Source organism: Micromonospora sp. NPDC049139 (assembly GCF_055586845.1).
The window spans coordinates 320,259-332,322 of the sequence record NZ_JBVJHK010000004.1 but is presented as its reverse complement, the minus strand read 5'-3'; the positions used below and the strand labels follow the sequence as shown (position 1 = coordinate 332,322).

Annotated in this window: 12 protein-coding genes; 4 read left to right on the top strand and 8 right to left on the bottom strand. The window is 75.3% G+C overall.

Going from position 1 to position 12,064, the window contains the following annotated elements; all coding sequences use genetic code 11:
- Positions 1–27: 27 nt before the first annotated feature.
- The gene (locus tag ACZ6Q9_RS10630; RefSeq protein WP_393455736.1) at positions 28–1,014 is read right to left on the bottom strand and encodes a stage II sporulation protein M; all 987 of its coding nucleotides are present in this window, start codon (positions 1,012–1,014) and stop codon (positions 28–30) included.
- A 33-nt stretch (positions 1,015–1,047) separates the two neighbouring features.
- Here ACZ6Q9_RS10630 and ACZ6Q9_RS10625 point away from each other — a divergent pair, with 33 nt between their 5' ends.
- From ACZ6Q9_RS10625 to ACZ6Q9_RS10610, 4 genes are all read left to right on the top strand, one after another.
- On the top strand, positions 1,048–2,103 hold the full coding sequence (locus ACZ6Q9_RS10625; RefSeq protein ID WP_396828936.1) for an RDD family protein: 1,056 nt from the start codon (positions 1,048–1,050) through the stop codon (positions 2,101–2,103).
- A 165-nt stretch (positions 2,104–2,268) separates the two neighbouring features.
- Positions 2,269–2,715: a hypothetical protein gene (locus tag ACZ6Q9_RS10620; protein WP_393258778.1), complete on the top strand. Its 447-nt coding sequence runs from the start codon at positions 2,269–2,271 to the stop codon at positions 2,713–2,715.
- On the top strand, positions 2,712–3,584 hold the full coding sequence (locus tag ACZ6Q9_RS10615) for a tetratricopeptide repeat protein (protein ID WP_396828937.1): 873 nt from the start codon (positions 2,712–2,714) through the stop codon (positions 3,582–3,584). The genes ACZ6Q9_RS10620 and ACZ6Q9_RS10615 overlap by 4 nt, the downstream gene beginning before the upstream one ends.
- Positions 3,572–3,739, top strand: coding sequence for a hypothetical protein (locus tag ACZ6Q9_RS10610; RefSeq protein WP_393258774.1), 168 nt, complete (start codon positions 3,572–3,574; stop codon positions 3,737–3,739). Before ACZ6Q9_RS10615 ends, ACZ6Q9_RS10610 begins: the two co-directional genes overlap by 13 nt.
- A gap of 186 nt (positions 3,740–3,925) precedes the next feature.
- Here ACZ6Q9_RS10610 and ahcY read toward each other — a convergent pair whose 3' ends face one another.
- The 7 genes from ahcY to ACZ6Q9_RS10575 form a co-directional block, all read right to left on the bottom strand.
- Positions 3,926–5,425: an adenosylhomocysteinase gene (ahcY, locus tag ACZ6Q9_RS10605; protein ID WP_357455177.1), complete on the bottom strand. Its 1,500-nt coding sequence runs from the start codon at positions 5,423–5,425 to the stop codon at positions 3,926–3,928.
- A 314-nt stretch (positions 5,426–5,739) separates the two neighbouring features.
- Positions 5,740–6,903 (bottom strand): mannose-6-phosphate isomerase, class I, encoded by a 1,164-nt coding sequence (manA, locus tag ACZ6Q9_RS10600; RefSeq protein WP_396828938.1) that lies wholly within the window; start codon positions 6,901–6,903, stop codon positions 5,740–5,742.
- A gap of 3 nt (positions 6,904–6,906) precedes the next feature.
- Complete coding sequence (locus tag ACZ6Q9_RS10595) at positions 6,907–7,908, bottom strand: cation diffusion facilitator family transporter (RefSeq protein WP_393258770.1); 1,002 nt, start codon at positions 7,906–7,908, stop codon at positions 6,907–6,909.
- A gap of 76 nt (positions 7,909–7,984) precedes the next feature.
- Positions 7,985–9,181 carry an SIS domain-containing protein gene (locus ACZ6Q9_RS10590; RefSeq protein WP_350703202.1) on the bottom strand — a complete coding sequence of 399 codons (1,197 nt, stop codon included), beginning with the start codon at positions 9,179–9,181 and terminating at the stop codon, positions 7,985–7,987.
- Positions 9,178–9,363 (bottom strand): Trm112 family protein, encoded by a 186-nt coding sequence (locus ACZ6Q9_RS10585; RefSeq protein ID WP_350682673.1) that lies wholly within the window; start codon positions 9,361–9,363, stop codon positions 9,178–9,180. Before ACZ6Q9_RS10585 ends, ACZ6Q9_RS10590 begins: the two co-directional genes overlap by 4 nt.
- Before the next feature lie 62 nt (positions 9,364–9,425).
- Entirely contained in the window at positions 9,426–10,811 is a 1,386-nt protein-coding gene (locus ACZ6Q9_RS10580; protein ID WP_393258768.1) for a phosphomannomutase/phosphoglucomutase, read from the bottom strand.
- A 69-nt stretch (positions 10,812–10,880) separates the two neighbouring features.
- Complete coding sequence (locus tag ACZ6Q9_RS10575) at positions 10,881–12,026, bottom strand: hypothetical protein (RefSeq protein WP_396828939.1); 1,146 nt, start codon at positions 12,024–12,026, stop codon at positions 10,881–10,883.
- Between the last annotated feature and the right edge of the window lie 38 nt (positions 12,027–12,064).

Genomic DNA, 12,064 nt, shown 5'->3' with positions numbered 1-12,064 from the left:
CGGTCTGGGCCGGTCGGGGCGAGGCGGTCAGCGGCGGGCGTGCGGGTCGAGGACGTCGTCGCCCTCGGGCGCGGCGGTCGCCCGGCGGCCGAGCAGCACGACGTACGCCAGGAAGGCGAGCCAGACGGCGGCGCCCGCGAGGACGCGGAGCGGGACCGGCACGGGCGCGGGCGTCACGAACGCTTCGATGACGGCGGAGACCGCGAAGAGCCCCACCAGGCCGACGGCGACCAGGACGCCCTCGCGGCCCGCCCGGGCGACCGCCTGCCCCCGGGTGATCTGGGCGGGCGGCGCGATCCACGCCCACCCGACGCGCAGGCCCACCCCGGCGGCCACGAAGACGCCGGTCAGCTCCAGCAGCCCGTGCGGGGTGATCAGTCCGAAGAAGACGTCCGCCCGGCCGTAGGCGACCATCACCCCGCCGACCACGCCGATGTTGAGCGCGTTCTGCCAGAGCAGGTAGAGCACGGGGACGATGAGCACCCCGGCGGCGAGGCACTGGGCGGCGAGCCAGGCGTTGTGCGTCCACAGGTGGAAGGCGAAGGTCGGCGCGGCGAACTCGGTGTAGTAGCCGGCGAAGCCGGACTCGACGAGGTCGGCGGCCGCCTCCTCGCCGATGAACGCGCCCGCCGTCTCCGGGTTGCCCGCCACGTACCAGATGAGGAAGAAGCTGAGCAGGGTGAAGCCGGTCGCCACCCCGCACCACCAGGGCCAGGCGCGGTAGACCGCGCCGGGGAAGCCGACCAGCAGGAACCTGCCGACCGCCGCCCAGGACGGCCGCGGGCGGCCGGTGAGCCGGGCCCGGGCCCGCAGCACCACCTGGGAGAGCTGGCTGACCAGCGCCGGGTCGGGTGAGCGGCTGCGCAGCACCGAGAGCTGGGTGGTCGCCCGCTGGTAGAGGGCGACGAGTTCGTCGACCTCGGCGGCGTCGAGCCGGCCGCGCCGGGAGAGTTCCTCCAGCCGCCGCCACTCCCCGCCGTGTTCCGCGACGTACGCGTCGAGATCCACCGTCACCCCCGTCCGGCGATCATAGTGTTCACTGTCGGGGTGAGAGCGCAACCACGACCGCCGGCCCGACCCGCCCCGTGGGGCGACGCCGGGCTGGTCAGCGGGGAGGCCGTGGAGCTGGACGTCCGGGCCGCCCGGATCGGCTCCCGGGTGCTCGCGCTGATGCTCGACATCCTGGCCCAGCTGGTCCTCGTGCTGGTGCTGTCGATCGCCGCCGGCATGGTGCTCGCCAACCTGCCGACCGGGCTGGTCGACGAGGCGCTGACCGGTGCCCTCGCGACGGTGGGGCTGGTCCTGGTGCTGGTCGGCTACCCGGTGCTCTGCGAGCGGTTCAACCACGGCCGGACGCTGGGCAAGCTGGCGGTCGGGCTGCGGGTGGTCAGCGCCGACGGCGCCCCGGTGGGGCTGCGGCAGTCGCTGACCCGGGCGCTGGTGGGCGTGGCGGTGGAGTGGCCGGGCCTGGTGCTGCCGCTGCTGAGCTGGGTCGCCGGCGTGACCGTGATGCTGACCGACCGGCGGGGGCGCCGGCTGGGCGACCTGGTGGCGGGCACCCTCGTCGTGCACACCCGGGCGGCGACCGCCTGGCGGCCGGTCCCGACGGCGGTGCCCGTGCTGGTCGGCTGGGCGTACACGCTGGACCTGAGCCGGCTCGACGACGGCCTGGCGCTGGCCGCCCGGCAGTACCTGGCCCGGGTGCGCCACCTGGCGGAGCCGGCCCGCGGGCGGCTGGGCCGCGGCCTGTGGGCCGAGATCTCGGCGGTGATCACGCCGCCCCCGCCGCCGGGCATGCCGGAGTCGGTCTACCTGGCCGCGGTCCTCGGCGAGCGGCACCGGCGGGCCTGGCACCGGCTGGGCCGCGGTCGCGCGGTCGCCGCGACGCTCTGGCCGGAGCTGATGCCCGGCCCGCCCGCGCCGCCCCGCGCGGTCCCGGCCGCCGCCCCGCCCGAGGTCGCCGCGCCACCCGGCACGATCCGTCCGGCGGCGCCCGGCGGCGCGCCGGTCGCCGTGCCGGCGCAGCCCGTCGCGGCGGTACGACCGGCGGTCGCCCCGTCGGCGCCGGCGGGTGCCATGTCCACGCCCGACGCCCGCACCTGACCGACGGGCGCGGGCACCCGAGCGGCGGGCGCGGAACACTTGAGCGGCGGGCGCGGGCACCCGAGCGGCGGGCGCGGGACACCCGAGCGGCGGGCGCGGGAGCGCCGGCCGTCGCCCGGCTGTGGCAGGATCCGGCTCGCTCGCCCCTACCGAGACGGGAACACCGTGGCCGACGACCTGTTCACCCCCACCATCGCGCCGGCGGCGTACGAGGCGCGTCGCCCGCCGTGGCGACCGCAGTCGCTGCTCTTCCCCGCCGTGTTCGGCGGCCCGACGGCGGCCACCGTGCTGGCCCTGGTCAACGGGCACCGGCTGGGCCTGCCCCGCCGGACGCACCTGGCGGTGCTCGGCGTCGGGCTGGCCGGGCTGGTGGCCCGGCTGGTGGTCACGCTCGTGGTCTTCGACGACGGGGCCGACCGGCCCGTCCGGCTGATCGGGGCGCTGGCCGGCGCGCTGGTCTGGCTTGCTGCCTCCGCCACGCAGAAGCGCCGGTTCCGGGCGTACGAGCTGCGCGGCGGCGAGCCGGCGTCGCTGTGGCTGCCCGGCGTCGGGGCGGTGCTCCTGTTCGGCTTCGCCGAGGCCGCGCTGATCATGCTGGTGGCCGCCGCGTGACCGCCCCGGAGACCCAGCTCGCCCGGGTGGCCCAACTCCTGGAGCTGAACCGGCTGGAACAGGCCCTGGACGAGGTGAACCGGCTCCCCGCCGCGCTGGCCGCCAGCCCCGCCGCGTTCCGGCTGCGGGCGGCGACACTGACCGGGCTGGACCGCTGGGACGAGGTGGTCGCCGTCGCCCGTCAGGGCCTGGCCGAGACCGGCCCGGACGCGGAGCTGCTCGGCCGGCTGGGTCTCGCGCTGCGCCACCGCCGCGAGTTCGCCCCCGCCGAGCGGGCGCTGCTCGACGCGCTGGCCATCGAGCCCGAGAACCCGTGGCTGCTCTGCCAGTACGCCGACCTCTGCTCGTCCGTGGGCCAGACCGACAAGGCGGAACGCCTGGTCGCCCGCGCCGCCGCGATCGTCCCGGACGCGCCGGCCGTCTTCGCCTCCCGCTTCCAGCTCGCGTACGCCCGGGGCGACGACCGGGCCGCCGAGCGCATCTCCCGCGAGTTCCTCGGGGCGTGGCCGGCCAGCCCCGTGGCGCTCGCCCTGCACGGCGTCGCCGCGGCCCGGCGCGGCCGGGTGGGCACCGCGCACCGCGCCTTCGGTCAGGCGGTGGCGCACGACCCGACCGACGCCGACTACGCCGAGGCCGCCTGGGAGACCCGGGTGTACACCCACCCGCTGCTGCTGCCGCTGCGGCCGCTCTACCGGCTGGGGATCCTCCGCACCTGGCTGCTCGCGATCGGCGTGGTGGTGCTGCTCAACCTCGCCGGGCTGGACCTGCTCGCGGGCCTGTTCGGCCTGGCGTGGGCGCTCTTCTGCGTCTGGTCGTGGATCGCCCCGCCGCTGGTCCGCCGCATGGTCCTCGGCCGGTGGCGGTCGTGAGGGCGTTCGGGCCGTGGCTGGCCGTCCTGGCGGTGGTGCTGCTGCTCAGCGCGCTGCGCCTGCGCGCCCTGGCCGCGGTGGTCTCGCTGGCCTGGCTCGCCTGGTGCGTGTGGACCTGGGTCCGCCCCGCCCGCCGCCGCTCCCGCCCGGACTGACCCCGCTCCCGCCCCGGCTGGCCCCGGCCCCGAGGGCTCCCCGGCCCCGACTGACCCGCGCCGACTGATCCGCCCCGACTGGCCCGCGCCCGCCGCGGCACGCCGACGGGCCGGCGGCCCGCGGTCGCCGGAGACGCCGACGGGCCGGCCCGCTGGCGCGGGCCGGCCCGGTCGGTGCGGGGCGGCTCAGTACCGGTAGTGCTCCGGCTTGAACGGGCCCTCGACGGAGACGCCGAGGTAGGCGGCCTGCTCCTTGGTCAGGGTGCTCAGCTTGGCGCCGAGCGCCTCCAGGTGCAGCCGGGCGACCTTCTCGTCCAGGTGCTTCGGCAGCACGTAGACGCCGACCGGGTATTCCTCGGTCTTCGTGAACAGCTCGATCTGGGCGATCGTCTGGTTGGCGAACGAGTTCGACATCACGAAGCTCGGGTGGCCGGTGGCGTTGCCCAGGTTCAGCAGGCGGCCCTCCGACAGCACGATGATCGCGTGCCCGTCGGCGAACTTCCAGAGGTCGACCTGCGGCTTGATGTTGACCCGCTCCACGTCGGACCGCTTCGCCAGACCGGCCATGTCGATCTCGTTGTCGAAGTGGCCGATGTTGCCGACGATGGCCTGGTGCTTCATCCGGGCCATGTGCTCGTTGGTGATGACGTCGAAGCAGCCGGTGGCGGTGATGAAGATGTCCGCCTGCTCGACCACGTCGTCCAGGGTGGCGACCTGGTAGCCGTCCATCGCCGCCTGGAGGGCGCAGATCGGGTCGACCTCGGTGACCACGACCCGGGCACCCTGGCCGCGCAGCGACTCGGCGCAGCCCTTGCCGACGTCGCCGTAGCCGAGCACGACCGCCATCTTGCCGCCGATCAGCACGTCGGTGGCGCGGTTGATGCCGTCGATGAGCGAGTGGCGGCAGCCGTACTTGTTGTCGAACTTGCTCTTCGTCACCGAGTCGTTGACGTTGATGGCGGGGAAGAGCAGGGTGCCGGCGCGGTGCATCTCGTAGAGCCGGTGCACGCCGGTGGTGGTCTCCTCGGTCACGCCCTTGATGCCGGCGGCGATCCGGGTCCACCGCTGGCCGTCCTCGGCGAGCGAGCGGTGCAGCACGCCGAGGATGACCGCGTACTCCTCGGAGTCGGCGGACTCGACCGGCGGGACGGCCCCGGCCTTCTCGAACTCGACGCCCTTGTGCACCAGCAGGGTGGCGTCGCCGCCGTCGTCGAGGATCATGTTCGGGCCCTGCCCGTCGGGCCAGGCGAGCACCTGCTCGGTGCACCACCAGTACTCCTCGAGGCTCTCGCCCTTCCAGGCGTAGACCGGGACGCCGGCCGGGGCCTCCGGGGTGCCCTCCGGACCGACCACCATCGCGGCGGCGGCGTGGTCCTGGGTGGAGAAGATGTTGCAGGACGCCCAGCGGACCTGCGCGCCGAGCGCGACCAGGGTCTCGATCAGGACGGCGGTCTGGATGGTCATGTGCAGCGACCCGGTGATCCGGGCGCCAGCGAGCGGCTGGGCGTCGGCGAACTCACGACGGATCGCCATCAGGCCGGGCATCTCGTGCTCGGCGAGCTGGATCTCCTTGCGCCCGAACTCGGCGAGCGACAGATCCGCCACCTTGTAGTCGCCCTCGGCGAGGGTGCTCGGCCGGGCCTCGGACGGCGTTCCACTTGCGGACGCCGGGAGGGTGCTGGTCATGGAAGCTCCTGTCGGACGATGTGCTGCGCGACCCTCCACCTTACGCGCGCGGGCCGCCGCGGAAGGGACCGGCCGGTGAAGAGAGCAGGAAGACAGAAGCGGGCAGCGCACGGGGCGGTCGGTCGTGGACGGACTCTCCGTCCACCAGCCGCCCGCCCCGTGCATCCCCCCGGTTTGGATCCCTCGCGCGCGTTCTCGGACCGTCGTCGCGATAACGCTGCGTACCCATAGAGTCACACTGCGCAGTGGTCGCGTCAAGCTATTCCGGGAAAGTCGGACTTGCCCTGCCCGACGACCGCTGGGCGGGCGACGGCTCAGCGCAGGCCGCAGCTCGCCACGTACGCCTCGCCCCCGCCCGCCACGCGCAGCGGCCCGGCGGCGGCCGTACCGACCGCGGCCTGTCCCCGTCCGAGCGTCACCGCGCCCGTCCCGTCGTCGACCGAGAGCTCCCCCGCGCCGCAGAGCACCACGCGCGGCCCGGGCACCGACAGCGTCACCGCCGGCAGCGCCGCGCCCACCGTCACCCGGTGCAGCGCGAAGTCGTCCACCGGCACCGGCCAGGTGACCACCCCCGGGTCGACCTCCAGCGCCGGCACCACCGGGTCCCGGAGCACCTCGAAGCGCAGCACCCGGAGCAGCTCGTCGACGTCCACCCGCTTCGGCGTCAGACCGCCGCGCAGCACGTTGTCGCTGGCCGCCATGATCTCCACGCCGGTGCCCCGCAGGTAGGCGTGCAGGTTGCCGGCCGGCATCCAGATCGCCTCCCCGGGCGCCAACCGCACCCGGTTGAGCAGCATCGCCACGAGCACCCCCGGGTCACCCGGGTAGGCGGCGGCCAGCTCCCGGGCCAGCTCCGCGTCGGGCCCCGCGACCGCCGCCGACGACGCGGCCCGCACCAGCGCGTCGCGCTCGTCGGCGGGCCAGGTCAGCAGCAGCCGTACGGCGTCGCGCAGCCCCGACGGGCCGGTGCGCAGCGCCGCCAGCACGGGCTCCAGCGCGGGTACGCCGAACCCGGCGAGCGCCTCCGCCGAGGCGACCGGGTCACGGAACCCGCAGAGCGCCTCCATCGGCGAGAGCGCGACCAGCAACTCCGGCTTGTGGTACGGGTCGACGTAGTTGCGCTGCCCGTCGGGGCGGCCGGCGTCGGCGGCGTGCCCGGCACGGGCCTGCTCCGCGTCCGGGTGCGCCTGCAGACTCAGCGGGGCGTCCGCGGCGAGCACCTTGAGCAGGAACGGCAGCCGGGTGCCGAACCGGCCGACGACCCGCTCGCCGAGCCAGTGGTCCGGCTCGGCAAGCAGCAGGTCGGTCAGGTCGACCCGGCCGCCGTCGCGGTCGACCGTGGCCGGGCCGCCCGGGTGGGCGCCCAGCCACAGCTCGGCCTCCGGGCCGTCGCTCGGCACCGGCCTGCCCTGCAACTGGGCGATCGCCGAGCGGGACCCCCACGCGTAGTCCCTGATCGGTCCGTACAGCAGTTCCACCGGTCAGCTCCCGGGCCGCCCGGTGGCCTCACCCGGCTCGGATCCCGGCACGGCGGTGTGCGCCGCGCTTCCGCTGCCCGCCCGCTCGGCGGCGGCGCTGTAGATGTCCGGCTCCAGGTAGATCACCCGGGCGGCCGGCACGGCGGCCCGGATCCGGGCCTCGACGACGTTGATGCCACGGGCCAGCTCCTCGGCGTTGTCGCAGGCCGGCACGCCGATCTTCGCGGCGACCAGCAGCTCCTCGGGGCCCAGGTAGAGCGTCTTCATGTGGATGATCCGCTCCACCTCCGGGCCGTCCGTGACCGCCTTCTCGATGGCGGCGACGTCGTGCGCCTCGGCGCCCTCACCGAGCAGCAGGCTCTTGGTCTCGACGGCCAGGATGATGGCGATGGCCACCAGCAGCACGCCGATCGCCGCCGTACCTGCGGCGTCCCACTCGCCGTTGCCGGTGGCCAGAGTCATGCCGACGCCAAGGAGCGCGAGGACCAGACCGACCAGGGCGCCCAGGTCCTCCAGCAGCACCACCGGCAGCTCCGGGGCCTTGGCCCGGCGCACGAACTTCACCCAGGACTGGTTGCCCCGGACGAGGTTGGACTCCTTGATGGCGGTGCGGAAGGAGAACGACTCCATGACGATCGCGACGACCAGCACGGTGACCGGCACCCACTGCCACTTGTCGATCGGGTGCGGGTCGGACCACTTGTGGTACGCCTCGTACAGGGCGAACAGACCACCGACGCTGAACAGCACGATGGACACGATGAACGCGTAGATGTAGCGCTCGCGGCCGTAGCCGAAGGGGTGCTGCGGGGTGGCCGCCCGCTTGGCCCGCCGGCCACCGAGCAGCAGCAGCCCCTGGTTGCCGGAGTCGGCGACCGAGTGGATCGACTCGGCCAACATCGACGACGACCCGGTCAGCACGAACGCGACGAACTTGGTGACGGCGATGCCGACGTTGGCCAGCAGCGCGGCGACGATCGCCTTCGTCCCACCGTTGGCGCTCACGCCACCGCCCCGTTCCGTCGCGCGGCGCCGCCGGGCACCGGCGCGCCACGCCGCTCGACCCGCACCCTGCTATCGCTCACTGGTTCGCCAGCTCCTTCATCTCGGTGATGGCCGGAACGGCCATCGGATCCAGTCCGTGTGCCAGGGCGAGGTAGACCGAGGCGAAGTCCGGCACGGCGACCAGCGAGGCGAGCCGCTCCAGCGCGGAGCCGCCCTCGGCGGTCACCACGTCACAGCGCACACCGCGCCGCTCGGCGAGGGTCTGCACCGCGTCCGCGCGGCGCTCCTCGACATCGAGCGGCTCGTCGGCGTCGTCCTCGGGGTTCAGCCCGCCGTCGCGCAGCAGCACCAGCCGCAGCCGGGTGCCGGCCGGCGCCTCGTCGTCGGGGTCGGCGAAGATGTCCCGCTCCCCCTCCGCCAGGCCGCCGAAGACGCCGTCGAGCAGCCCGACCCGCCCCCGCCCGGCCTCGCCGAGCGCCCCGCTGACCACCGGGTAGCGGGCGTTGGCGGACAGGGTGTCGCCGAACCGGCGGGCCGCCACGGTGGCGAGCGGCGACGAGCCCCAGACGATCGGCACCGAGCCGGCCAGGCCCAGGGCGAGCGACTTCGCCGGGTTGACGAAGGACTCGGCCGTCGGGCGGCACCGGTCGGCGTCCGCGTCGAGCCGGGCCGCGGTCTCCGCCAGGTCCGCCTCGTTGACCTTCACCAGGCCGAGCGTACGGGCGGCGAGCAGGACCGGCACGGTGAGCGCCCAGAGGCTGGCCCGGGCCGGGGCGCGCCGGGGCACCGGGATGAACGGCGCCCGGGCCCGCTCGGCCACCGACTGCAACTGCGAGTCGGGCGCGCCGACGGCGACCAGCCGGGCGCCCCGCCGGTGCGCGGCCTCGGCGGCGCCCAGCGCCTCGGGGCTGCGGCCGGAGGCGCTCACGGCGATGACCACGTCGGCGGCCCCCACCCAGCCGGGCACGCCGGCGCTGCGGTGCGGGATGACCGGCACCGGGCAGCGCGGCCCGGCGACGGTGGCCAGCACGTCACCCGTACGGCCGGCGGTGCCGATGCCGGCGATGACGACCGCGCGGGGCCGACCCTCGTCGGCGAGCACCTGGAGGTTCGCCTCGGCGGCCAGGGCAGCCGACTCGCGGACCTGCGCCCCTGCGGAGGCGGTGTGCCGCAGCATGCCGCCCGGGTCGTGCTCGGCGAGCGCGTCCTGGTCGTCGAGCAGGGCCTCGTCGGGATCGCGGCGGCCGCTGACCCCGGCCGTACCCTCGATCACGACCGCTCCGCGGGGCCGCCGCGCGCCTCGTCCAGCAGCAGCACGGGCACGTCGTCGCGGACCTCGAAGATCCGACCGCACTCGGTGCAGGTCAGCGTCTGCGCCTCCGCGTCGTAGTCGAGCGGGGCGTGATGCGTGTCCGGACAGGCGAGGATTTCCAGCAACTGCGGGTCCAGGGCCACGGCGCGGCTCCTTCCACGTATGCGGTTTCACCGATCGGCGGTGCCGACCGGCGCAGGCGATCTTATCGGCGAACCCGGTCGAGCACCTCGTCGCGGAGCGAGGTCATCCGCTCCCGGCTCGGGGCCTCGACGTTGAGCCGCAGCAACGGCTCGGTGTTGGAGGCGCGGAGGTTGAACCACGCGCCGTCCGGGAAGCGCAGCGTGAGCCCGTCCAGCTCGTCGGCCTCGGCCTGCGGGTACGCGGCCCGCACCTCGGCCACCTTGGCGGCCTGGTCGGCCACGGTCGAGTTGATCTCGCCGGAGGCGACGTACCGCTCGTACTCGCCGGCCAGCACGGACATCGGCAGCGACTGCTCGCCCAGGGCGGCCAGGGTGTGCAACGCGGCGAGCATGCCGGTGTCGGCGAACCAGAAGTCCCGGAAGTAGTAGTGGGCGGAGTGCTCGCCGCCGAAGATCGCGTTGGTGCGGGCCATCTCCGCCTTGATGAAGGAGTGCCCGACCCGGGCGACGACCGGCTCGCCGCCGTGCTCGCGGATGATCTCCGGCACGGCGCTGGAGGTGATCAGGTTGTGGATCACCGTCGAGCCGGGGTGCTTGGCCAGCTCCCGGGCCGCCACCAGGGCGGTGATCGCCGACGGGGAGACCGGCTCGCCGCGCTCGTCGACCACGAAGCAGCGGTCGGCGTCGCCGTCGAACGCCAGGCCGATCTCGGCGCCGTGCTCGAGCACCGCGCGCTGGAGGTCGACCAGGTTGGCCGGGTCCAGCGGATTGGCCTCGTGGTTGGGGAACGTGCCGTCCAGCTCGAAGTAGAGCGGCACGATCTCCAGCGGCAGCGCCGGCAGGACGGCGTCGCCGAGCACGGCCGGGACGGTGTAGCCGCCCATGCCGTTGCCGGCGTCGACGACGACCTTCAGCGGGCGGATGGTGGAGAGGTCCACCAGCTCGCGCAGGTACGCCGCGTAGCCGGCCAGCAGGTCGCGGCGCTCGGCCGGCGCGGTCGGCTCGCCGGCCGGGCGGGGCTCGTCCTTGTCCAGCAGGGCCTGCGCCCGCTGGCGGATCTCGGCCAGCCCGCTGTCCTGCCCGATCGGCCGGGCGCCGGAGCGGCACATCTTGATGCCGTTGTACTGCGCCGGGTTGTGGCTGGCGGTGAACATCGCGCCGGGCAGCCCCAACGCGCCGGAGGCGTAGTAGAGCATGTCCGTCGAGCCGAGCCCCAGCTCGATCACCGAGCGCCCCTCGGCACGCACCCCGGCGGCGAAGGCGGCGGCCAGACCGGGGCCGGTGGCACGCATGTCGTGCGCGATGAGCACCGCGTCGCCGCCCTCGCCGTAGGCGTCCAGCACCTGCGCGAAGGCCGCGCCGAGGGCCTCGGCGGCCCGCTCGTCCCACTGGTCCGGCACCGTCCCACGGACGTCGTAGGCCTTCACGATCTGGGACAGATCAGACACCGGTATCGCTCCTCGCGCCGCAGGTCGTCAACGGCCTGAGCGTATCGGAGGGGCGCGGGGCGCCCCGGCTCAGCCAGGGAGCCGGGGCATGAACCTGGTGTGGTCGCCACCGTCGGCCTCCGGGGGCGGGTCACCGGGTCGCCCGGTGACGGGCGGAGCCGACGTCGGCCGGCCGTACTGCCCCGGGGCGGGCGGCGGCGACGGCGGGTTCCCGGGTGGGGCGGACACCGGCGGCGGGGTGGACCCGCCGGGCACCACCTGGGTGGCCTCCGGGGCCGGGCGGCTGCCGTACACGCCGCCGGCCGGACGCGGGGCGGGGGTGCCCCCGTACACGCCGGGGACGGGCGGCTGCTGGCCGTACACCTGGCCGGGCGGCACGGGGGCGGCGGCCGGGCCCTGCGCGGAGCGGTAGGTGGTGCCGCCGGGGTTGCCGCGGGGCAGCGGGACGGGCGGCAGGTCGTCGGCGGGCTCCTTGTCCGCCCGGGAGCGGCGGAAGATCAGGAGAATGAGCAGGACCCCGACGGCCACCATGGCGATGCCGAAGAACATGACCACCGAGCCGCCGCCGGACTCCTCCTCGGCGGCGTTGACGGTGGCGCCGGCGCCCTGCCCGGCGACGGCCACCAGGGCCGGCGACTCCTCGGCGGTCGCCGCCTGCGAGGCGACCGCGCTCGGGGTGGGCGACGGCTTCTTCGAGGGCGTCGGCGACGCGGAGGCCCGGCCACCGACCACCCGGGACGCCTCGGCGCCCCGGCCCAGCAGCTGCCCGAGCGCGTTGCTGGCCGCGCCGGTGACCGTCAGCCGGCCGCCCGGCGCACCCTGGACGAACGCCACCCGGTAGCGCACCGTGATGCTCTTGCCCTTGCACAGCCGCGGGTTCGCCGGCGAGGTGGCCGGCGTGGCCACGCTGCCCCCGCCCCCGGAGAGCGACACCGGGAACCAGTGGCCGCCCACGTTGACCTGCGCCCTGACCTGGTCGGCGCGCAGGCCGCCCAGGCGCAGCCCCAAAGTGGTACGCAGCAGCACGCAGCCGTCGCTGCGCTTGCGCACCTCGATCGAGACGCCCTCGGCGGAACCGCCGGCCGTGAAGCTGCCGGCCGACCGCACCCGGACCGAGTCGCCGTCGGCGAGCGCCGGCGTCGCGCCGAGCGCCACCAGGCCACCCAGCAACGCACAGACCGTCGCGAGCCGCGCCGCGTGCCGACGTACCGCCATGATCACCTCGCCGTTCCTCCCCCGACGGGGGTCCGCCG

Coding starts and splice junctions, on each gene's coding strand:
- ahcY (WP_357455177.1), bottom strand. CDS start 5,425: ATGACCAGCACCCTCCCGGCGTCCGCAAGTGGAACGCCGTCCGAGGCC.
- ACZ6Q9_RS10575 (WP_396828939.1), bottom strand. CDS start 12,026: ATGGCGGTACGTCGGCACGCGGCGCGGCTCGCGACGGTCTGTGCGTTG.